This window comes from Vibrio astriarenae (assembly GCF_010587385.1).
In the GTDB taxonomy this organism is placed as follows: domain Bacteria; phylum Pseudomonadota; class Gammaproteobacteria; order Enterobacterales; family Vibrionaceae; genus Vibrio; species Vibrio astriarenae.
Window position 1 is genome coordinate 408,317 of record NZ_CP047476.1, and the last position, 23,621, is coordinate 431,937.

19 protein-coding genes are annotated in these 23,621 nt (G+C 44.2%); 8 read left to right on the forward strand and 11 right to left on the reverse strand.

From position 1 onward, the window contains the following. The first annotated feature begins 99 nt into the window (after positions 1-99). Entirely contained in the window at positions 100-1,206 is a 1,107-nt protein-coding gene (locus tag GT360_RS16330; protein ID WP_164650029.1) for an NADH:flavin oxidoreductase, read from the forward strand. Between the two features lie 67 nt (positions 1,207-1,273). Here GT360_RS16330 and GT360_RS16335 read toward each other — a convergent pair whose 3' ends face one another. From GT360_RS16335 to GT360_RS16360, 6 genes are all read right to left on the reverse strand, one after another. After that, positions 1,274-2,002: an esterase family protein gene (locus GT360_RS16335; RefSeq protein ID WP_164650030.1), complete on the reverse strand. Its 729-nt coding sequence runs from the start codon at positions 2,000-2,002 to the stop codon at positions 1,274-1,276. Further along, complete coding sequence (locus GT360_RS16340) at positions 1,992-2,975, reverse strand: acetylxylan esterase (protein ID WP_164650031.1); 984 nt, start codon at positions 2,973-2,975, stop codon at positions 1,992-1,994. The genes GT360_RS16335 and GT360_RS16340 overlap by 11 nt, the downstream gene beginning before the upstream one ends. A gap of 157 nt (positions 2,976-3,132) precedes the next feature. Further along, the gene (locus GT360_RS16345) at positions 3,133-4,506 is read right to left on the reverse strand and encodes an alanine/glycine:cation symporter family protein (protein WP_164650032.1); all 1,374 of its coding nucleotides are present in this window, start codon (positions 4,504-4,506) and stop codon (positions 3,133-3,135) included. Between the two features lie 301 nt (positions 4,507-4,807). Continuing rightward, a complete protein-coding gene (locus GT360_RS16350) occupies positions 4,808-5,245 on the reverse strand; it encodes a YccF domain-containing protein (RefSeq protein ID WP_164650033.1) in 438 nt (145 codons plus the stop codon). 189 nt (positions 5,246-5,434) lie between these two features. Then, a complete protein-coding gene (locus GT360_RS16355) occupies positions 5,435-6,805 on the reverse strand; it encodes an L-serine ammonia-lyase (RefSeq protein WP_164650034.1) in 1,371 nt (456 codons plus the stop codon). Between the two features lie 38 nt (positions 6,806-6,843). Next, positions 6,844-8,391, reverse strand: coding sequence for a sodium:solute symporter family transporter (locus GT360_RS16360; RefSeq protein WP_164650035.1), 1,548 nt, complete (start codon positions 8,389-8,391; stop codon positions 6,844-6,846). A gap of 350 nt (positions 8,392-8,741) precedes the next feature. Here GT360_RS16360 and GT360_RS16365 point away from each other — a divergent pair, with 350 nt between their 5' ends. The 5 genes from GT360_RS16365 (at position 8,742) to GT360_RS16385 (ending at position 16,719) form a co-directional block, all read left to right on the forward strand. Next, on the forward strand, positions 8,742-10,040 hold the full coding sequence (locus GT360_RS16365) for an MFS transporter (RefSeq protein WP_164650036.1): 1,299 nt from the start codon (positions 8,742-8,744) through the stop codon (positions 10,038-10,040). A 144-nt stretch (positions 10,041-10,184) separates the two neighbouring features. Next, complete coding sequence (locus GT360_RS16370; RefSeq protein ID WP_164650037.1) at positions 10,185-11,201, forward strand: ester cyclase; 1,017 nt, start codon at positions 10,185-10,187, stop codon at positions 11,199-11,201. Between the two features lie 190 nt (positions 11,202-11,391). Further along, the gene (locus GT360_RS16375; protein WP_164650038.1) at positions 11,392-12,477 is read left to right on the forward strand and encodes a porin; all 1,086 of its coding nucleotides are present in this window, start codon (positions 11,392-11,394) and stop codon (positions 12,475-12,477) included. A 147-nt stretch (positions 12,478-12,624) separates the two neighbouring features. Further along, a complete protein-coding gene (locus tag GT360_RS16380) occupies positions 12,625-13,644 on the forward strand; it encodes a LacI family DNA-binding transcriptional regulator (RefSeq protein WP_164650039.1) in 1,020 nt (339 codons plus the stop codon). Positions 13,645-14,358: 714 nt separating this feature from the next. After that, entirely contained in the window at positions 14,359-16,719 is a 2,361-nt protein-coding gene (locus GT360_RS16385; RefSeq protein WP_164650040.1) for a Lon protease family protein, read from the forward strand. A gap of 43 nt (positions 16,720-16,762) precedes the next feature. Here GT360_RS16385 and GT360_RS16390 read toward each other — a convergent pair whose 3' ends face one another. Then, positions 16,763-17,206 (reverse strand): DUF4174 domain-containing protein, encoded by a 444-nt coding sequence (locus GT360_RS16390; RefSeq protein ID WP_164650041.1) that lies wholly within the window; start codon positions 17,204-17,206, stop codon positions 16,763-16,765. 176 nt (positions 17,207-17,382) lie between these two features. On the opposite strand from GT360_RS16390, the gene GT360_RS16395 reads away from it, so the two are divergent. Continuing rightward, positions 17,383-17,622: a hypothetical protein gene (locus tag GT360_RS16395; protein WP_164650042.1), complete on the forward strand. Its 240-nt coding sequence runs from the start codon at positions 17,383-17,385 to the stop codon at positions 17,620-17,622. 77 nt (positions 17,623-17,699) lie between these two features. Here the strand turns inward: GT360_RS16395 and GT360_RS22015 are convergent, their stop codons facing one another. Beyond that, positions 17,700-18,995: a methyl-accepting chemotaxis protein gene (locus GT360_RS22015; RefSeq protein WP_164650043.1), complete on the reverse strand. Its 1,296-nt coding sequence runs from the start codon at positions 18,993-18,995 to the stop codon at positions 17,700-17,702. Positions 18,996-19,513: 518 nt separating this feature from the next. Between GT360_RS22015 and focA the strand changes: the two genes are divergently transcribed. Next, positions 19,514-20,356: a formate transporter FocA gene (gene focA / locus GT360_RS16405; RefSeq protein ID WP_164651132.1), complete on the forward strand. Its 843-nt coding sequence runs from the start codon at positions 19,514-19,516 to the stop codon at positions 20,354-20,356. An 80-nt stretch (positions 20,357-20,436) separates the two neighbouring features. On the opposite strand, the gene GT360_RS16410 is transcribed toward focA, so the two are convergent. The 3 genes from GT360_RS16410 to pdxR all read right to left on the reverse strand — a co-directional run bounded on the left by GT360_RS16410 (position 20,437) and on the right by pdxR (position 23,588). After that, positions 20,437-21,207, reverse strand: coding sequence for an SDR family NAD(P)-dependent oxidoreductase (locus tag GT360_RS16410; RefSeq protein ID WP_164650044.1), 771 nt, complete (start codon positions 21,205-21,207; stop codon positions 20,437-20,439). Positions 21,208-21,236: 29 nt separating this feature from the next. Continuing rightward, positions 21,237-21,962 carry a sulfite exporter TauE/SafE family protein gene (locus GT360_RS16415; protein WP_164650045.1) on the reverse strand — a complete coding sequence of 242 codons (726 nt, stop codon included), beginning with the start codon at positions 21,960-21,962 and terminating at the stop codon, positions 21,237-21,239. 147 nt (positions 21,963-22,109) lie between these two features. Continuing rightward, on the reverse strand, positions 22,110-23,588 hold the full coding sequence (pdxR, locus tag GT360_RS16420; RefSeq protein WP_164650046.1) for a MocR-like pyridoxine biosynthesis transcription factor PdxR: 1,479 nt from the start codon (positions 23,586-23,588) through the stop codon (positions 22,110-22,112). Positions 23,589-23,621: the final 33 nt, after the last annotated feature.

Here is a 23,621-nt window from a genome sequence, read left to right on the forward strand (position 1 = left end):
GTACATTGAAGAATCAGTAATGAAGTGGGAACAGCAATCCTTTGTGGTGGCTGTTCTTTTTTTTTAGCGAATCACAGCAAGAAAATTAGAGGAAGTATCTTGAGCATCTTATTCTCCCCCGCTCGTATCGGCAATATGACACTGAAAAACCGCTTTGTTCGCAGTGCAACATGGGAAAACATGGCCACTGAAACCGGTCATATGACGGATAAACTTTACGATATATATCAAGAGCTGGCTGAGGGTGATGTGGGCCTGATTGTGACTGGTTACGCTAACATTGTGCCTGAAGAGAAGCCGAATGCGGGCATGATGGGGATTTACGATGATTCGTTTATCCCTGAATACAAAAAACTGACTGAATTGGTTCATCATCACGACTCAAAGATCGTCATGCAAATCGCTTATGGTGGCACTAAGACCACCTACAATGTCGGTGAGCGTGTCATTTTTGCCCCGAGTGATATTCCGGAGCGAGGCACACAAACACAAGGTCAGGCGATGAGCAAAGGCGATATAGAATATATCGTCGATGCGTTTGCTCATGCTTGTTTGCGCGCTAAAAAGTCAGGTTTTGATGGAGTTGAAATTCATGCGGCACATACCTATCTGATCAACCAGTTCTTGAGCCCATATTACAACCGTCGTGATGATGAGTACGGTGGTAGCCTAGAGAACCGTATGCGTTTTTTGATGGAGATCTACAATAAAACACGCGAGCTGGTGGGTCGAGATTTTCCGATTTTAGTTAAGCTAACAGCAACCGAGTTCTTTGAGGGGGGGTTAACGTTTGAAGAAACTCGTGAAATCTGCAAAGTACTAGAGGCTGTGGGCGTTGATGCGATTATCGTCTCGGGAAATATTCACGGAAATGCCAGCAAAATGGTGGGTGATAAGTTTGATGGCTATACCTTGCAAGAAGAAGGGTATTTCCACGAATACGGCGATGTTATTAGCCGAGATATTGAGATTCCAGTCATCACCGTTGGTGGATTGAACGACTATCACGCTGCCGAGGATATCGCTAATCGTACGAACATTCAGTTTTTCGCATTTTCTCGTCCTTTGCTCGCTGAGCCCAAGTTGATTAAGCGCTGGAAAGATGGAGACTTTGCTCCGGTTGATTGTGAGCGCTGCTCAAAATGCCGTACCAAAAGAGGCAATTTCTGCGTGGTGTTTAAGAAGCGTAAGAAAATTGCGGCTTAATTACTGAAGTATAAAGTTAATAGCAAAGGGACTGACTATGTCAGGCCCTTTTAGGTTGTAAACAATGTCATAAATACAATGGAGCCATTTGACGCCAGTAACGTCCTCGATGAGCTCGCCCATTCCACTCATACATTCGATGTGAAACGCCTATTTGGTTGAGAAGATTACTCAGGACGTGGTTGTTTTGTAAAAAAGGGTCTTCTTTACCGATTGTAAATACAATGTCGCTATTTCGAATATCGTTCAATTGCTCAGGGTTAGCCAAGCTTTGTAAGAAATGGGTTGGGGTATTGAAATAGATATCTTGGTCATAGTACCCGTCGAAGAGATCGTTGAATGATTCAACGCCCCATGTTAAGTCATATCGACCAGAAAATGCGGCAAGTTTCTTAAACAAGTGAGGATGGCGAAAGAAGATATTGGCTGCATGATACGCCCCAAGAGAACAACCATGTGCAATGGTGCACGGATGCCAATTTTTACTAGCCATCAATGGAAAGACTTCTTGTAGTATGTACTCTTCATACTGCTTATGTCGCTGAATACGACCATTAGGGTGAGCCCAAAAGCAATACATGCTCTCACTATCAATACTATCAACACAATAAAGCTGTAATTGCCCAGCATTTATTTTGTCTGCAATCGAGTTTACGAGACCAAGGTTTTCATATTCAAAAAAACGTCCTCCGCGAGTAGGGAAAACAAGAACTTTAGCGCCTGAATGTCCAAAAACAAGCAATTCCATGTCGCGATTCAAGTTCGGACTCCACCATCGGTGGTACTCACGATGCATGTTTATCTCCTAACGCCTGTAAGAAGAGCTCCACTTCTTTACGCATGGCATTCTTTTGTCTCGTCTCGTTAGGGTACTCAAAGTGTCCCGCATCTAACACATACAGCTCTTTATCGCTAAGGCAAGCGTTATAGGCACTAAATTGTCCGGGAGGGGCAACGAAAGGATCGAATTTGGCAAGCCCCCAATAGGTTGGGGTTTTTAGGTATTTTGCTGCTATCGATGTGTCAAAGTAAGGCAGGGTCTGGTTGATAACAGAGCGATCATCAAAATCTATCAAAGCTTGAGTGCTACCCAGGCAAGGCATTGTAAGTCGCAATGCACTATTTCCAAATGTAGGTACATGAAAATGGCTAAGTTGAACTCTTGGGTCGAACGCACTGGTGAAAACACCCAGCCCACCGCCGAGACTATCACCGACAAAGCCAATGTTATTAATGATTTGAGGAAACAAGGATACTAGGGCGTTTATACCGCACCAGAGATCTTGAATGCACCCTGCAATAATGTACTGATTCTTGTCTTGGATATGATGTAGTACATGCCAATACGGATCTGGAGATACGTCATGTTCTGGGCTTCTACCTATCCCCCTAACACAGGGCATTAGTATCGCTGTATTATTTAGGTTCCAGCTTGTATCAGGATAGTCAATCCCCCCATAGCCATGCGCATAGATCACTGCACCGTTAATTTCTTGATTATGAGGCATGAGTAACCAGCCACCGATTCGAATGCCATTGGTAGAGTCATAATAGCAATCGAAAATACGCCAATTATTTTCAGTTTTACCAGTATCTTGAATATTGATGTGTGGCTTTACGCTAACGGCTTTACGGTACTTCTTTTGCCAAAAAGAGCCGAAGTCTTTCGGCTCCTCAGACTTTCCAACGTGCATTAGTTGGTTGAGGTCGTAACCATAAGTTGGGTCGAACCCAAAGTCATGCTTAAAGGATGTCTTCATATCTTCCATGATATTCGCTTTTTAAACAGTAAACTAATGCACCCATGTTACATGGTGATTAAGTGGTTGGGTAGGTTGCAAATAGAAGGTTAATAGATTGATAAAAAAGGAAAGGCCTGCTTTTAAACAGACCTTTATCTGGTGTAACTTTAGATTTGTTCGTTAGTTATGATTTGGCTTCGGTTGCTGTCTCGCCTTTATCGTCTTTTGAAAAGTACGATTTAGTCAGGGCAAATACAACAGGGCTTAATACCGCAAGGGCGATCAAGTTAGGAATCGCCATCATTGCATTAAGCGTATCACTAAGTAGCCATACGAAGCTTAGTTCCATGGTCGCCCCAACTGGCAATGCGAGTACGAAGATGACACGGAACGGTAAAATGGCTTTATTACCAAATAGGTAACTAGCGCAACGCTCACCATAAACAGACCAACCTACGATGGTTGTGAATGCAAATACACTCAAGCTGATAGCTACGATGTAGTTGCCTACACCCGGGATAACTTGACCGAATGCAGCAGAAGTCAGAGCAGCGCCGTCAGCTCCAGAAGTCCACTGGCCTGATACGATGATTACCATACCTGTAATAGTACAAATCACGAGAGTGTCTAGGAACGTGCCTAGCATCGCGATAAGGCCCTGGCGAACAGGATCATTGGTTTGAGCGCTTGCGTGAGCAATAGGCGCTGAACCCAAGCCTGCTTCGTTTGAGAAGACACCACGAGCGACACCGAATCGGATGGCCATCCAAACCGTTGCACCTGCAAAGCCACCTTGTGCTGATGTTGGAGAGAAGGCTTGTTCAATAACCAAAGCGAAAGCGCCTGGTAGTGCTGAGGCGTTTGCTCCTAAGATGATCACACCACATATGACATAAGCAATGGCCATCACAGGAACAAGTGCACCAGCGAACGCACCGATACGCTTCAATCCACCAATGATGACAGCGCCAGCCAATACCATGGTAATGATACCGACAATTAACGGAGAAAACTCAAAGTTAGACTCTAATACTTGAGCGATAGAGTTCGATTGAACGCCGTTACCAATACCAAAACAAGCGAAGGTGCCGAAAATAGCGAATAGAGTACCCAACCAAGCCCACTTTTCGCCCATACCGTTCTTGATGTAGTACATCGGGCCGCCTAGGTAACGACCTTTACTGTCTTTTTCACGATACTTAACGGCGAGAACAGCTTCTGCGTATTTTGTTGCGAGACCAAACAGAGCAGTAATCCACATCCAAAAGAGTGCACCCGGGCCACCGATGAATACCGCCGTGGCAACACCGGCAATATTACCAGTACCAACCGTCGCAGACATCGCGGTCATTAATGCTTGGAAAGGGGGGATTTCGCCTTTTTCCTTAAACTTCTCACGTCCACTCCAAAGCAATCTAAATGCGTTTGGAATATTGAACAGTGGCATGAACTTGAGCCCGATGCTCAAGAATATACCGACACCGAGGATAAGTACCAACATGGGTACGCCCCACACGATTCCGTTGATCGTGCCGACTAATTGATTGAGTAATTCCATTCTGTTTCCCTACAGCTAGATTAAAATGATGATTTCCTTGGCATAAATGCATTTTGCATTCCATAAACCATACCAGCGTCAAGGTTATGCGATCTAGGTGGTTAAATCCTAGCCAAATATGGGATTGGTGTGATCTGTTGCAGAATTGGGCGTGAATTGTGGCAAAAATATGATAATAAAATCATTGGTTTTGTGTGCTTCTGCACATCTAAGGTGCAGTGGGGTGTTCTAAGTTGGTGCAGGATATTGACTAAATACTAAAAAGGGAGCACTTGCTCCCAATAAAAGACGAAGCAGTAAATTAATAGCGGTTTTCACGGCCATACATGGCTCTCGCTGCTACCTCTTTAGGAACGACAGTCTTCCCAATAGGCGCTAAAGAAATCAGTGCGAGTTTAAGGTGTTGTAGGGCGAAGGGAATACCAATGATGGTAATAAAGCAAGCTACGGCAGAGGTGATATGTCCGATAGCCAACCAGATACCAGCGAACAAAAACCAAATTATATTGCCAATAATTCCCAGAGGACCCGTACCGATATCGGTTTCTTGGCTCAACTCATCGCGAGAGATCGCCTCATAACCGAAAGGGAAAAATGAAAAATTGCCAAGAACAAAGCAAGCGCGTCCCCAAGGGATACCAACGATCGTTATGAACGCAAGTAACCCAAAGAACCACCACATCAAGCCCATGAATACACCACCAAATAAAAACCAGATGATGTTGCCCAGTGTTTTCATTATCGTTTCCTCAATGATTGATACTGATTTAAGTCTACACGGAATTAACCAGAAGTCATCCGAAGGTACTACTAGGTATTACGTTGACTCATAAAGAAAGTCATAGTGATCGTGACGAAAAAAAGACCCAAGGTTCCGGAATAACCAAGGGTCTTTTTCGTTGTGGAGTCTTTAAACTAGTGGTGTGTTTTATTCACACGGTGGAGCAAGGTGGATAAGCGCCAAGCCACCCAGTGAAGTCTCACGGTATTTCTTGTTCATGTCTTTACCTGTTTGGTACATCGTCTCGATAACTTTGTCCAAAGAGATGAGGCATTTGCTGGTACGCTTTAGAGCCATACGTGATGCGTTAATCGCTTTCATCGCACCCATCGCATTACGTTCGATACAAGGCACTTGTACGAGACCACCGATTGGATCACATGTCATACCTAGTGAGTGCTCCATGGCAATTTCAGCTGCAATGCAGATCTGTTCGTTGCTGCCACCGCGAAGCGCTGTAAGACCTGCTGCTGCCATCGAAGATGAAACGCCGATTTCACCCTGACAACCTACTTCAGCGCCAGAGATAGAAGCATTGGTTTTGTACAGGATGCCGATTGCACCAGAAACCGCGATAAAGTCTTTAAGTTGCTTAACATCAAGCTCTTTGATGAAACGGTGGTAGTACGTTAGGACTGCTGGAATCACGCCAGCTGCGCCGTTTGTTGGTGATGTGACTACCTGACCACCTGCTGCGTTTTCTTCACTCACCGCGAAAGCAAATAGGTTAATCCAATCCATGATTTCCATTGGATCGTTTTCGATTACCGCGTTCGCTTCTAGTTTCTTAAGTAGGTTGGGAGCACGACGAGTGACGTTCAGGCCACCATCTAGAATGCCTTCCGTACCAAAGCCGCGTTCCATACATTTGGTCATTACAGTCCAGATTTGCTCGGCTTTTTGGTCGATAGCATCTTGGTCTTGGAAAGCCAGCTCGTTGCGCAGAATCATACCGCCTAGGCTTAAACCGTTCTTTTCCGCTTGTGCAAGCATGCTGTCAGCACTGTTGAATGGGAACTCTACGTCTTTTTCCGTTGTGCCTGTGCCGTTCATTAGCTCATCCGCAGTGGCAATAAAGCCACCGCCGATAGAGTAGTATGTTTCAAAACCAAGCTGGTTGCCTTGCGCATCAAACGCTGTGATGGTCATACCGTTTTCGTGAAGAGGCAGATTGTCTTCATGGAACAGCATGTCTGTTTCGTAATTGAACGCGATCTGGTGATCGCCGGCAATTGAAAGCTCACCGTTGTCGATAGCATGACGCATCGCTAGGTTTGCTGACGTGATATGAATGGTGTCTGGGCGGTTACCTAGTAGACCAAGGATTGTAGCGCGATCCGTGTGGTGACCAATACCAGTCAGTGACAGAGAACCGTACAGATCTACCTGTACTCGGGTTACTTTAGCAACGTTATCACCAAGAAGTTGAGTGAAGTTGTAACCCGCGATCATTGGACCATTAGTGTGTGAGCTAGAAGGACCAACACCGATTTTGTAGATATCAAAGATAGACAGCATATAAATAAACCTTTACGACATAAGCCTGAACGGTGAGTTTAGGCAAAAGCTGCAAGCAGCCATTTAGGAATAACGAAACATGCAGCAATAGAAATTACTGCAAACACAAGCAGGCCGTACTGGCTCATGCTTGGTCTTGTGATTAAATCTTTTTGTGAGTGAATAAAGCGCTCATTCGCTTTGGAGTTTTCACCCCATTTAGCACTTGCTAAGACACCAAAAACGAGAAATACAGCAGTACCAATCGGAGCAAACCACGGCCATGAAATAGCACTGCTTTGTGCTGCAAATACCGCGATGATGCTGATAATACTGCCGGCGATAACCCCTTTTTCGTTCGCTTTATCGAAAAACAAGCCGAGAACAAATGAACCCAAGCGGATACCAACAAAAATCGAGGTCAAGCTTGCGATAGTCTTGAGTACGGATTCGTTCGATATCGCAAATAGGGCTGGGAGCACCACAGATGCTGCCGCGATTAAGCTGAGTTTACGTGCAACGGATTCGTAGTGTTTGCCCGTACCATCTTTATTGATGAAACGCTTATAGATATCGAACGTTGCAACCGTTGCCATTGAGTTATAAGTAGAATCTAGTGTCGACATGGCAGCAGCTGCGAGTGCTGAAATAATCAAACCGATAACGATCGGATTGGTATGATTGAAGACAAAGTCTAGAATCACTTCATTGCTGTTCTCAAATGGGTGGCCTTGGTAATAGATCGACAACAACACGCCAAGTACAGCAAAAATCAGATAGATAAAGAAGGCACCGTAACCGCAAAGCAGCATAGATTTTTTAGCGTGGTCAACTGAGCGTGTCGCGAGCGTACGCTGGATAATCAGTTGGTTAGTTCCATAAACACTCAAGTGTAAGAAGGTCACCGCGAATACACCCGCCCAAATAGTCGTGTCGATACCCAAATCAAACGAGCTGTTAACAATGTTCAATAAGTCCGGCGATGGCGTTGCATAATCGCCACTAGAAATGTTGAAAACTAGAATCGCGATGATACAAATTGTACCGATGACAAGGACCGCAGATTGCAACATGTCAGTCCAGATAACGGTCGAAATACCACCCGCATACGTATAGATGGCGGTAAAAATACTGATACAGATAATCGCTTCCGCTATCGATACTGGGAGTACTTGTACCAGTATCAATGCAATAGCATACAAAATCACACCGGACGAAATACATTGAACCAAAATGAATACCAGAGAGTTGATCGTTCGAGCGACAACACCAAAGCGTAGCTCAAGGTATTCATAGATGGATGTTAGGCCTAGTTTGTAAAACACAGGAACAAAAAAAATCGTGGCAAAGAAAATCACGATAGGGTAGTTCAGATGGATGCTCATTGCTTCCATGCCTGAACTGTATACCCAACCGGGCATACCAACAAAGGTCATTGCACTAATGTAGGTTGCTAAGATTGAAACACCCGCGGTAAACCAACCAAATTGTTGACCACCTGTCGAGTAATCACCACCGTTCTTATGTCGAACGTTGACTAGATAACTAATAACAATAGTGACAGCGAGATACAGGGCAACCACTAGCATGCTTGAATACGTAACCATTTGACTGGGTTTCTCGTTTTAGAATGAAAATTCAGTGTTTAAATGTTAATCCCTAACGTTCTAATTATGTATTATCTTCCCTGTTTGTTGTGATGATAATCAAATTTGAATGCGAATTCTCTATGATCTTAGCCTAAACTCGACATTTGTGTGATGTAGATCACCAAAAAACACTAAAACCATGCTTTTTGGGTGCGTATTCATTGTGAAATTGACTTCGATCACGGTTTTTATGTGCTAAAAGAATTTATTATTCGTCCCGAAGCAGAGGGCACTACTCAAAAGACTACTTACTAAGTAGTGTTCTATTAAATATAACTAACTATCAGATAAATAGAGGTTTATCGGTCATGACTGCCAAAAAACACATGAGCGAAGTTCCTATGATTCAAAGGGTAGCCGCTTACTTAGCAATTCTAGTTGGCTACTTTTTCTATTGTTATAACTTTGTAATCATTGACTACGTACGCCCATACATTGTTGAAGCATACGATGGCATCAGCCTTTCTGACACTGCCCAGTTCTACACTTGGCAATCAGTAGGTGCACTCATTGGTGCATTGAGCTGTGCTTGGTTCGCTACCAAATTTGGTAAAAAGAACACACTAATTACCATTACAGCACTGAACGGTGGTGCAACTATCATCAACATGATGTTCACCGACTACGCAACATGGGCTGCAATGCGTTTCATCATTGGTGTTTCACTAGGTGGTTACTTCACAGTTGCAGTAAGTCTGATGATCGGTCTATTTACACCAACAGTACGTGGTAAATTGACAGCGTTTGCATCTTCCATGTTCTCTGTTGCTCTAGTTGCAATGGGTGCGTATGCAGCATTCATTACAAGCATTGATGCGCCATGGGAAAGCCTAATGTGGGTTGGTGGTGTTCCGCCTCTAGTTGCCGCTGCAGCAATGATTTTTGTTCTACCAAGCGACAAGAAAGTTATCGCTTACGGTGAAGAAGAGCAAAACCAAGCAAAAGACGGTAACAACGGTGAAGTTGAAGCGAAGAAAGGTTCTTGGGGCGAAATGCTAAGCAAGCCTTACCGCACAATCACAATTACTTGTTTGCTATTGTCAGGCCTTAACTTTTACGGTTTCCAATTCTTTGGCGGTTTCGTAACAACGTACCTACGTGAAATTCGTATGTTCGACGGCGCTACAATCGGTCTAATCTTCTCTATCTCAGCATTCGGTTCACTATTCGGTGCTTGGTTCTGGGGTTGGGCGGCAGATAAATTCGGTCGTAAAGTAAACGCATTCGGTTTCATCCTTGCAGGTATCATGGTTTCTATCTTCTTTGTTGCTCCTGGTGACATGGTGATTGGTGGCCTTAACATGCTTGCTATCCTTGGCCTGATTTACAACTTCGGCCTGTCTTCTTCTGCAGTTTGGGGTGGTTACTTCTCAGAGCTATTCCCAGCACACCTACGTAGCTACGGTGCAGCACTGTTCCACGGTGGTCGTATTATCGGTATGTGGGCTCCAATGGTACTTATCTTTATCCAAGAGCGTACTGATCTACAAACTGCAATGTGGGGTTCTCCAATCGTATGGATCATCGCAGGTCTTCTGTGGCTAACACTGCCAGAGACTCTAAAAGGCGGCGTTTTCCACAAAGAGAAGAAAACTGCAACCGCTTAATTAAGCTATTACAGAAATAGAATTTGAAAATCGATGGTTTGAGCGCATTAACTTTTCAAAGTTTATTCAAGCCATCGACAAACAAAAAACTAATCGAGTCCTGTTCCAAACACTTGGTCTCGACGACTAAATAGAGAGATAATTATGTCTAAATATCAGGAAGCTAAACGCATCGTACGTGAATACTTCGATGCAATGGAAAACGCAACACACGAAAACGTTGCAGAAGTACTAAAAGCACACACTTCAGAAGACTACCTATTCCGCGGTGTTTACCCATTCCGTGAGCAAGAAGGTGCAGAAGCAGCAGCAGAAGTATTCTGGGCTCCTCTAATGAAGTCAATGACACGCATGCAGCGTCGTCAAGATGTATTTATCGGCGGTGAAAACGAAGTAACTGAAGGTGAAATCTGGGTAATGAGCATGGGTCATTTCATGGGTCTATTCGACGCAGAATACCTAGGCATGCGCCCAACTGGCAAAATCATGAACCTTCGTTACGCTGAATTCAACTGTGTTGAAAACGGCAAGATCACTAAGACAGGTCTATTCGTTGACCTACTAGGTATGATGGATCAAGCGGGTTGTTACCCACTACCACCATCAACAGGTCGTCACTTCACTTACCCTGGTCCACGTAACCATGATGGTCTATTGTTCGAAGATGCAGCTCCTGAAGAAGGTCAAGCTACTCTAGATCTAGTGAACAAGATGGTTGCTGACCTATCTGCTCTTAACGACAGCGGCGCAATGGGTTGCCCACCAGAAGTACTAGCTAAGAGCTGGTCTGAAGACATGATCTGGTACGGCCCATGTGGTATCGGTGCTTCATACACTATCCCACGTTACCAACAGCAGCACCAGCTGCCGTTCCGTAACAACCTAAAAGACAAGAAGTTTAACGGCCACGTTTGTCGTTTCGCTGAAGGTAGCTTCTCTTGTTTCTTCGGCTGGCCAAACCTATCTAACACGCCAATCGGTGGTTTCCTAGGTCTACCTGGCGGTGAAGTTCGCGCTGACATGCAAGTAGTAGACGTTTACTATCGTGACGGCGACAAGCTATCTGAGAACTGGGTACTGATCGACCTACCATACTGGTTGAAGCAGCAAGGCCTTGACGTGTTTGACCGCACTTCAACAATCCTTAACCCTTCTTACTAAGACTTAGTCGCAGTGCCAATCGCATGACACTGGCACTGTAACAACCATAGTCAAATCCGCCAGAGACCCCTCTCGGCTCTGGCGGGCTCTCAACAAGTACCTCACGGAAGGGGTACACTCCAAATGATTATTTTTATAACGGGCAAAACTGCACGGTAGCTTTTTACGCCTGAAAATAACGAGAATCAAAATGAAAAAATCGACTCTTTCTGCAGTGATCTTAGCTACTCTGACTTCTGGTTCAGCTTTAGCAGCACACACCTGGGTAAACGAGGCAGGTGATAGCCTAACGATGGACGGTCGTTTCGACGTTCGTTACCAAGACAAAGGTGAAGATCACAACGGTGAGTGGAACAGTGGTAGTTCACGTTTCGGCCTAAAAGGCGTAATGGGCCTAGACAATGGCTGGACAGGTTTCGGCCACGCTGAATGGGGCTACAACTCTGGCGCTAACGGCAACAACATTTACGATCGTCTTCTGTACGCAGGTGTAGAACACGACAAATACGGTAAAATCGCTGCGGGTACTAAGCAGTGGTCAACTTTTTACGACGTAGCTTGGTACACTGACCTTGGTCGTGTGTTCGGTACTCGTGGCTCAGGTGTATATAACCTAGCTGACTGGGGTATCGCATCAGGTGCAGGTCGTGCTGAAAACTCTATTACTTACCGTAACAGCATCAATGACGACATCAGCTACGGTTTGACTTACCAAACGACACGTGAAGACGTCGCTCTCGCTTCTAACGCTGAAGTAACTCTTAAAAACGGTATTAGCGCTTCGATTACTTACAAAGGCATTGAAGGCGTTACTCTAGGTGCTTCTTACCTACAAAACGAAATTTCTGATATTGATGGCCCTGTAGCAGGTGTTAACAATGGCGACCACATGCGTATTATGCTATTGGGCGCGAACTACACTAACGGTGGTTTCTACGCAGGTGCAACATTCCACGTTGGTGAAAACTGGGAAGCAGTGTCTCAAGGTGGTGAAGACGTTATGATGGACACGCTTGGTGGTGAAATCTACACATACTACCACTTCGAAAATGGCCTACGTCCAACGTTCATCTACAACTACATGGAAGATCGTAACAATGAAACAAACGGCTACGAGCGTCAGCTGATCGTACCGGGTGTTGAATACCACTTCCAGAAGAACAAATTCCTTGTTTGGACTGAGTACCAGTTTGATCTAGGTAAGGATAAAGAAGTAGCTGGTAAATTCGAAAACCGCGAAGACCAGTTCGCTGCGGGTATTCGTTACTACTTCTAAGTTTATCGCTCCCCATAATTCGGGAAAAGCACTTGGGTAGTACCCAAGTGCGTTTGGGGAACGTAAGTAAAGCCTTATTCCGTATGGGATAAGGCTTTTTTCATTTATGAATACGTAACTAAATGTGTTATTATTCTCGGGTGTTAGATGGCTAAAATAAGAAAAATGAGTGATCATAAATTACCCGTAACTTCTAAAGATGTAGCGAAACTTGCAGGCGTTTCGCAGTCCACGGTATCGCGTGTTTTTGTACCAGGAAGTTCGGTTGCAGAAAAAACCAAACAGAAAGTGTATGAGGCGGCTAAGGCGTTAAATTATCGTCCTAACGCGTTTGCACGCAGTCTTACTACTAATGAATCGAAACTGATTGGTCTCGTTTTCCCCGATGCGGATTACCCAATCCACATGAAAACGCTTCAGCTAATCAGTTCTGAGTTACAGAAGCAGGGCTATTCAGCCGTGTTGATTCCTTGGCAGATGGATGCAAAAGATACTCACACGATTCCAAACATTTTCCAGTATCGTGTTGACGCGGTGATTGCAGCGTCTGCAACGATGAATACTGCTCTCTATGAGGAATGTGCTGAGTTAAACATCCCTATCGTTCAGTACGCGCGTGTAGTGGAAGGAACCAAGAGTAGTTATGTAGTGAGTGACAACTACTCGGCCGGCCAAAAAGCAGCTGAAGTGTTTCACGATGCTGGTGTGAAATCCGCGGTCTACTTAACTGGTGAAGTTCCGACATTTACCAACGGTGAACGTCAAACCGGTTTTTGTACCGAGTTCGAAGCACTCACAGGGCGAGAGGCGAAAGTCGTTGAAGCAAACTACGATTATCAAGAGTCAGTCGAGGCAATCAGAGAGCTACTCTCTCATTCTGAAAGACCAGAAGCGATTTTCTGCGCAACTGACAACCTAGCCATGGCTTTGATGGACGTCGCGAGACATGAGTTTAATTTGGCAGTGCCACAAGATCTCAAGATCATTGGTTTTGATGATATTCCACAAGCTAAGTGGATTAGCTACCAACTAAGTACATTCAGCCAAGACTTCGCAAGGCTTGCCAGAGAGTCAGTTAAAATCATCGTCAATCAAATCCAAGATAAAGATATGAGCTTGGTTAAGCTGATGGTTCCAGTGCGTTACGTGGAGCGTGAGACGGTTTAATCAGCCGCAGGTTGAAAGATATCGCCAGTTTGATTTACATTGTAAATTGAATTGGCGTTTTTGTTTGACTTTCAGATTAGCGAATATTGAAACGTTCCGAACATTTTAAAAGTCTCAAGCCCAACAACACTGTCATGCTGAGCCCGTCTCCGTATCTAGCTAATATTATCACGTTGGCTATAGCGTGCGCTTTGAGTAGATCCTGAGCCAAGCTCAGGATGACCGGCGGTGGGGTAGGTTCGTTACTCTAACTAAGTCGATTACGTCTTTCCGCAGTTTTCAAAACATAGTAGTCTTTTTCACCTTTCACCTTTCACCTTTCACCTTTCACCTTTCACCTTTCACCTTTCACCTTTCACCTTTCACCTTTCACCTTTCTTTCTATTTGCCTAACCTAACAACACCGTCATGCTGAGCTGGTCTCAGTATCTAGTCAAGATTATCACTTTGGTTTTAGCTCGCGCGTTGAGTAGATCCTGAGTAAAGCTCAGGATGACACATGATGGGGAAAGTGCCGTATTTATATTAGCTCCTATACCTTATGCTGCCCAAGGACTTAAAACAAAATCAGCCCTCAATCGTTCACATTTCCACCACTCAACACCAAATACGCGCTAAGTCACTAAAATTTAACTCTTTTCAAACTAAACTATAACCAGGTATAAAAACCAAGGATTGTTTAGGTATGCCACGCATACCAAAGAGGAGAGAACAATGGCAATACAGCAATTAAAAGCCGAGCATTTATATAACACGGCACAATTAGAACAACTGCCATGCAAATCGACCAAAGAACTGGCACCGCTTGATGAGATTGTCGGACAAGAGCGAGCCCAGAAAGCGGTTGAATTTGCAATGAACATCAAAGAGAAGGGTTACAACATCTACGCAATAGGCCATAACGGCCTCGGTAAGCGTACGATGATTTTGCGATACCTCAATCGCCATCAATATGACAGCAGTACCTTGTTTGACTGGTGTTACGTGGCAAATTTCGATGATGTGCGTATCCCTAAAGTATTGAAGCTTCCATGTGGCGTTGGACAGCGCTTCAGACAAGACATCGAAATCTTGATGACCAAACTGGTCAAAGCGATGCCACTGGCTTTCGACAATGAGATGTATATATCGCGTGCTGAGCGTCTTAAAAACCAACTAGCGCAAAAGCAACAATTGGAACTAGAAAAGATAAGCAAAGCGGCAAAAGAGAAGGGAATTAGCCTGACGTTAACTCAGCAGGGTGATTACCAGTTCATTGCGATGGATGGTGAAGAGCTTCATACCGAAGAGACATTCGATGCGTTGTCACTTAAAGAGCAAGAGGAGTTTGGAACGAGCATTGATGAGCTCGAAGTGACGCTGCGTGATATGGTTCGCCAGCTGACTGACTGGGAAGAAAACTACAGCGATAAAATTAAGAAACTCAATGATGAAGTGACCCTTGATGTCATTGCACACTTTATCAAGCAGTTGAAAGTCGACTATGCAGACTATAGCGAAATTAAGACATTCCTAACCGCTCTACAAAAAGACATTGTTGAAAACGCAGAGATATTCCTAGAGGAAACCAACGAGCAAGGTGAAATAGCGACAGCGTCGCTGGATAAGAAACTACCAAGAAGATATAAAGTTAACGTTCTGGTAAGCCGTGAAGGATGTGAGTTCCCTATCGTGGTTGAAGAAAACCCAAACTATCACCGTTTGTTTGGTTACACAGAAACCGCGACGTTCAAAGGAACGGTATTCACTGACTTCTCGCTAATTCGAGCAGGTAGTCTCCACAAAGCCAATGGCGGAGTGTTGTTAATCGATGCACAAAAGGTATTGGAACAACCTTATGTATGGGATGGTTTGAAGAGAGCGCTGCGTTCACGTCAGTTAAGCCTGACTTCGCTAGAAAAAGAGGTGACATTGACGGGTGCTGTCTCACTTGACCCGGAGCCAATCCCACTTGATGTTAAAATCATTCTATTTGGTGACTACCGAACCTATCAACTGCTGCAACATTATGATCCGGAGTTTAGTGAGCTGTTCCGTGTGACAGCAGACTTTGAAGATGAGATGCCTCGCAATGACTCTTCTGAATTGCACTACGCAAGGTTTATCTCAAGCATCGTTCATGACAACAAGATGTTACACTGTGACAGAAAGGCAATAGGGCGTATCGTCGAGTACAGTTCACGTATGGCTGGAGATCAAACTAAGCTCTCTCTCCATTCAGCTAAGATTGCTAACTTGCTAAGAGAGTCAAATTACGTAGCGCGACAAGCCAATTCCAACATGATTCGCTCTAGTCACGTTGAAGAAGCACTGAATAACCAAGAGTTGCGGGTGAATCGCCTTCAACAGAATGTGATGGAAAGCTTTATCAATGGAACAACCTTGATTAAAACTGACGGTGAAGCGGTTGGGCAGGTCAATGCACTTTCCGTCTTGTCCACCTCCGACCATATGTTTGGAGCGCCTAATCGAATCACAGCCACGACCAGTTACGGTGAAGGAGAAGTGATTGATATTGAGCGAAGCGTTGACTTAGGTGGCAGTATTCACTCGAAAGGTGTCATGATCTTGTCGGCTTACATGTCATCGGTTTTTGGTAAAACGGCTAAAGTGCCACTGACGACAACTATTACGTTTGAGCAATCCTACGGTGGCGTCGATGGTGATAGTGCAAGTATGGCGGAATTCTGTGCCGTGGTTTCAGCGTTCTCGCGTCAACCAGTCAGGCAAGATATTGCAATAACGGGTTCCATGAACCAATTTGGAGAGTCTCAGCCGATTGGCGGTGTAAACGAGAAAATTGAAGGTTTCTTCGATGTTTGTGGCATTAAAGGCAGAACACCAGAGCAAGGGGTTATTATCCCTCGCTCAAATGTTCACAACTTGATGCTAAGGCCTGATGTTGTTAAAGCGGTAGAGAAAGGAGAGTTCCATATTTGGGCCATTGAACATGTGACCGAAGCGATTAAGATCTTCACCGGGAAAGAGGCTGGTGAAGCTTCTGAGATGGGAAGTTACCCGATTGATACGGTATTTGGTATTGCCCAGGCGAAATTGAATTCTCTTAGAAAATAACACCTTAGAGCGCCCCAAGATCCGTCATGGGGCGCAAGCTTATCTAATGGCGTCTCTCTTTTTCAATTTCCCGTTTTCTCATCGGCATGGCATCGATTTGCTTATAAAGCTGATCTAAATCGAATTCATCGGTTCTAGATTTAATACCACCATCTTTGCCGATTAATATGGTTTGGCGACTTCGGTTCGTAAAAGAGCTTTTAACTTGGCTCTTTAATGAGTCTGAGAGTGGACCCGCTTGGTTGGACGCAATCGAGTCTTTACCAACGACAAACCAAATCACATCCCTTTCATTTACGGCTTTACTATCATCTGTTAGTGCTTGTATGACTTTGGCACTAGATGCAGGCTCTTGAATCAAGAAAATACGGTTCTTCCAGTTGTAGTCAACAAGCGAATTTACTTTGTCTGAGGGCGCTTCGTCAGACGCAATAGTGGTACCCGATGTCATAAGAGTGACTAATAGAGCTGCTAAAGTCGTTTTCATTGCCATTACCCATGCTGCATTTACTACATTTAGCATAGAAGATAGAAACTAGAGTGCTAGTCAAGGCTGTATGAAACTACGGCACCGTGTTCACGCTAAACATGACCTAGCTCAAAGTATGTGTAACTTGTAATACAGTATAATTTTATGCACTTAAGTGAGTATAAGGCTCAGTTATGAAAAGCAAAAAAATTACATTAGTTTCGATTGTCGGTTGTATCGTGTGTCTAGTGTTGGTGAAACTCGACATTTTGGCGTTATTGGCCATGCTAGGTGCGGTGTTCTTCCTCTTCTTTGCTGTTGTTCATGGTGGCCTTAGTGCTGCAGGGCGCGAGGATGATCTTTTTGGGGCTTTTCAAGACTCAAAGAAACAGAGCTCAAATTCTTTGGTCGATTTCTTCCGTTCAAAGAAGTAATCGCATAAAGAAATTGAAAACAAAGGGCCTCAAATGAGGCCCTTTGTTTCTTTATAGTGGACGATAGAAGTAGTTAATCAGTGATCAGAAGCGGCTTGAAGGCTGCTAATACTGTGCGTGACCGCTTCAGCGCTTTTCTCAATTTCGTTCATTAAAGTAGCTACTAGGTTTACCTTCTGTGCAGAGTCTTTTGCTGTTTCAGACGTATCGCCAATTAGCTGAGTAACAGAGTCAGTCAACTGTTTATTACTTGATACAACACTTTGTATGCTTGTTGTCGACTCTGTTGTCTTTTTCGCTAAAGCACGTACTTCATCGGCAACGACAGCAAACCCTCTGCCTGCATTACCAGCGCGCGCTGCTTCAATAGCCGCATTTAGCGCTAAAAGGTTGGTCTGATCGGCGACGTCATTGATCATTTTGACGATAGATTGAATACTTTCTGATTGTTCGTTAAGACATTCGACAAGCTCAGATATCTTCTCTAGGTTGTCGGATACATTCTCGGCAAGATTAGAACTTGTTTCGAGCTCAACAAAGCTCTGTTTGGTAATAGAAGCCGTGGAGATAGACGTATCTAATGCAACAGTTGCAGCGTCGTAAATCTGTTTGTCATTTAATACTTGTTCAGAGATGTCTGTGGCAAAGAGTGTGGTGCCGATGACTTCTCCTTGCTGGTTTTTGATCGGGCTAAATGTCGCTTCGATATAGTAATGAGGGGTTAATGGGCTCTCCAGTCTATAACGTCCTTGCTTATATAACCCGTTACGTAGATCTTGCCAAAAGTTCTGCATTTCAACTGCTTGCTCATTCTCGAAGTATAGACTGAAGTTGGCTTGAGAAATTCTATGTGTAGATACGTTAAGCATAGAGGCTAGTTTGTCATTGCAAGCGGTGAGAGAGCCATCGGTATCAAATTCGCCTCGGCATAGGGTGAGATCTACGGCTTGCAACTTGTGACTCGCGAGTTCTTGCTCAATTGTAAATTGAGTTATGTCTAAGCAATTAATCAATACCGAATGTACCGAATCGTCGGCATGTTTAATTATGGATATAGTTGCACCCAATACGACGCGTTCACCATGGGCGTTTTTACATTCAAAGTTGCCCCCGGTAAACATTTCTGTCTCTAAGGCACGCCAAAGTTGATCTAACTTCTTTTCGGACATACATAGGATATGGGAATAGTGCTTACTGATGAGTTCGTCTAATTGATAGCCAAAAGAATTGAGAAAAATGTGGTTAGCATCAAGAAAGTACCCATCAGGAGAAAGCTGTGCCCATCCAGTTGTTTGTTTTAACGTAGAGACAATTAAATCATTTTCTGTGGGCTCATAGTCTGCTTGCTGGGGCTTTTTAAATAGAGAAAACATGGAGTCATTCATAGGTATTGGGATTCGTGGGCGAGAAGTATAAGCGTGGTAAATGAGATATATCATTAAGTATCTGTGACGAGTGGTTTGTCGAGATAGCCAATTTTAGGGCGAGTTAATGAAATATTTCTGGACGGTTACTGTAAGTTTACTCCTGTGTAGGGGCTGAGGAGGGCGAGTGATATATCCTTTTTAAAGCCCGTTGAGAGGCAACACTTGTCAGATTTGCCTTAAAAAACTTTGTCAATCCAATATCATTACCAATCAGCTTTTAACTGTATAAATTTAAAAGAAAAATAGTTAATTTCAATGAGAAACTACCAAATAAATTCAGCGTACAGGTGACAGTATATTGCTATTAATCAGTACCCTATGACGGTTTTGATACTAAAAAAACATAGATTTGTTGTAATACGTTAAAATCACCTCGAAAGTGACAATATTTAGTGCTTGCTAACGCCAAAAAATAGGCGCAAAATTCGACCACTTCTTAATTGTTAGCAATTGTAACTATGGCGATGGATTTCAATCAATTTGACTCTCTTTTACCACCTCAAGCGGCAGAACGTGCGGCTGAAGTTGGGGTTGGCAAAGCAACTAAAGATCCGGTTAAATCTTTTTTACTTGCGATTTCAGCAGGTCTACACATTGGTATAGCGTTTGTTTTTTATACGACGGTGACTACTGGGGCCGGTGACATGCCTTGGGGTTTAATGCGTCTTATTGGCGGTTTAGCGTTTAGCTTGGGCTTGATTCTTGTCGTGGTGACAGGCGGTGAACTATTCACAAGTTCGGTGTTAACTCTGGTTGCTCGCGCAAGTGGTAAAATCCGATGGACTACGCTTCTAAGAAACTGGGGCATAGTGTATCTAGGCAACTTAGTCGGAGCTATTTCTTTAGTGGGTTGTATGCTTATGACTCAGCAGTTCATGCTCGACAATGGTGCTGTAGGCCTGAATACAATGGCGATTGCCCAACATAAATTACATCATAATTTTTTCCAAGCGGTTGCGCTGGGGATTATGTGTAATGTCCTTGTCTGTGTAGCCGTATGGATGACGTTTAGTGGACGCACGCTGACAGATAAGATTGCGGTAATGATTCTTCCTGTCGCGATGTTTGTCTCTGCTGGGTTTGAACACTGCATTGCCAATATGTTCCAAGTGCCAATGGCGATTGCTATTAAGACCTTTGCACCTGAAGCATTTTGGCTAATGTCGGGAGCTAATATCGCGGATTTTGCAGATTTGACAGTGAGCAACTTTATTATGAACAACCTAATTCCAGTTACGTTAGGCAACATCATTGGCGGTGGGCTCTTTGTTGGCATCTGGTATTGGGTTATTTATCTGAGAGACTAACTGATACTGCATCTTTTTAGATACAAAGGGCTCCTGTTGGAGCCTTTTGTATTTCACTTGATATAAATACGACAGTGTTTCTATTTACGTTTAACGACTTTAAAGTTGTCCCATGCTTGGCTCGTTGGCATGACTTCTAAGCTGTTGATATTGATATGACTTGGCTGCTCCGCGATCCAAAACATGATGTCTGCGATATCTTCAGGCTGCAATGGGTTGGTGTTGTCGTAGATCTGGTTGTACTTATCTTGGTCACCGTTAAAGCGTACAAGGCTAAACTCACTCTCTGAAAGCCCAGGCTCTAAGCTGGTAACGCGCACGCCAGTTCCTGCAAAATCTGAGCGTAAGTTGCGTGAGAATTGAGCGACAAAGGCTTTACTCGCGCCGTATACATGAGCGCCTGGATAGCACCAGTTGGAAGCGATACTCGCTAGGTTGATGATGCTAGCTTTAGGTTGAGCCAACAACAGTGGAATCAATGCGTGTGTGACATTAACTAGCCCAGTCACATTGGTGTCAATCATTGTATGCCAGTCATCCAAAGAGGCTTGGTCTGCGGGGCTTGCACCTAAAGCTAGACCTGCATTGTTCACCAACACTTCGACGTTTTGAAACTGCTCCGGTAGTATATCTACGACATTGCTGACTTGTGTTGCATCTCTGACATCTAATTGCGCTACATGAACCTCACAGCGTGGGCTGAGTTCATCAGCTAAAGCGTTGAGCCTTTCTATGCGACGACCAGTCAAAACCAATTGGTATCCCGCTTGACCAAATTTTCTCGCTGCTGCTTGGCCGAAACCTGATGTGGCGCCAGTAATAAAAACGGTTGGTAACTTTTGATGACTCATAATCGATTTCCTTTTGATTATCCTTTTCACTAGAGTGCCCATAAGGCGAAGCTTAATGTGATGCCTGATAAGCTGAGCATGAGATAGAACGCGCCTTGGTGAATCGCTTGGATGTTTTTTTTGTGGAAGGCTAACTTGCCTGTTAACAATCCGAGAATTGCAATAACGGGGTACCCAATAGGGTACTCTGGCATGAGGTACCACTGTTTGTTCAGTACATAGCTGATACCGACAACAAAACAGGAAGTAATGAAAAAGTAACTAATTAAACTGTCACGTTGTTGTTGGATGGAGTAGTTACTGTAGCGCATATAGATAACCATCGGTGCTCCGCCGGCGGAAACAGCACTGGTTGTCCAACCTGACATAAAACCACATAGCAGTGGTGAGCGTGAAAGCTGGGTCAGCACACGAGATCGAGTGTTATTGATTAACGCGAGCGATAAGATGGTGGCCGGTACGATGACTTTCAGTAGTTGATCGGGAAGATATATCAACATCACATAGCCAAATGGAACACCTGCTATTGTTGCCCATAATATTGGAGAGAGTAGGGTAAAGTCGGTTCTATTCCAGCTTTGAACGACGAGCGGTACAGAAATAATAAGGTCAAGAAGCAGTACTGCGGGCACCATCTCTGCCACTGGGTAGAAAGCGGATAAAACCAGAATCACAATCGCTGAAAAGCCAAACCCAGTATAACCGCGAACAAAGCCAGCCAGTAACAGCGAGAAGGCAATGAATAATTCAGTCATGTCAGCCTCCAACATTGGCTTTGATTGAGTGTATGAGGCCAATGTACGTTGGAGTAATAGATAGAGTTAGTACCAGTTAGCGTTATTTATGGTGACAAGTACAACGAAAGAGCGAAAAGAGCCAACCCAGTATGGGTTGGCACAATATTAAAGAAGCGTAGATAGTTTTCTAATACCGGGCTCTATCTTATCGATATCGATCGCAGAGAACCCGAGCCTGACATATCGACGGCTATCCAAATTAAAACGTGCAAAATGCACAGTGCCAGGCTCAACAAGTACGCCAATTTGCTTGGCTTGCTGTGAAAAATACTCACAATCAATATGTGCCGGTAGTTTTAGCCAAAAGGCGCTTCCGCCCATCGTTTCGGTTGTCATACACTCGGGTAGATGTTTTTCTAAGGCTTCTCTCATTGCGGACCACCGTTCTTGATAGCAGTTCTTCAGTTTTCTGAGGTAAGTGTCGTAATGCCCAAGTGAAATAAACAGCGCACAGGTGCGTTGGTTATTCGCTGGTGGGTGACGATACATCAGGCGTCTGAGTCCCCGGGCTGCAGTGATAAGGGGGACTTCCGCCACCATGTAGCCGAGCCGTAATCCTGGTGAAAGCGATTTTGATAAACTGCCTATATAAATGACCCGTCCATTGGTATCCAAGCTTTTTAAAGATGGGCTAGCTTGGTGTAATACATTCACTTCACTCTCATAATCGTCTTCAATGATGACAAAGTCATACTTTTCAGCAGCTGCTAATAATGCTCGTCTTCTATCCATAGACATCGTGACGTTCGATGGGACTTGATGGCTTGGGGTGACATAGACATAGTCGCACTTTTGCAGATTATCTGAAATCTCGACGCCTTGTGGGTCAATGGACAAGGGAACAATATTGGTGTCTTGAGAGGCAAATATGTTTCTAACATCAGGGTAGCCAGGCTCCTCAACGCCCAATGTCGTACCTGAGCCGCCTAGCAGCTGTGCGAGAATAAATAACGAATTTTGCGTGCCGATGGTGATTAGAATTTGCTCACTTTGTACTTGAATACCTCGCTTAGTGAGCACGTTGGTCTGTAATTGTTTGATGAGTGCAGGGTCGTCACTATCAATGGAGTCTGATATCCAGTCTTTTACCACACCCGCGCGTTGAGAAAGTCGACAGCATTCTCGCCAGTGGTTTAGAGGAAAAAGTGAGTGGTCTGGCTGTCCAAAAAGAAATGGATAGGGATAGTCTTGCCAGTTCTTTGCTTTGGTGATGTTTCGTTGGTGACTGAGCTTATCATTGATCCTTTTGGACCAAAAATGGGCAGGTTTTGCACCATAATTACCCATTGTTGAGGCTTTCTCCGACTCAATATGAGTGGATAACGTGTCATTAAGCGCCTCAATGTTTGGGTAATACCCGCTTCGCTCTTGTGCTTTTAAATAACCTTCATCCACCAGTTTGTCATAGACTAAAACAACAGTATTGCGTGATACCCTAAGCATTGACGCCAGCTTACGGCAAGAGGGTAAGGCTTTGTCTTGAAATACGCCCTTTTTCATTGCTTCTAACAAGTGCTCTCGAATCTGTTCTTGCAAACTTCTCTCGGGCGTAAACTGAATATGCATCAAATAGTCGCTTTTCATCACCTAGCCTTAACCTTTGTTTTTATGTGTGAT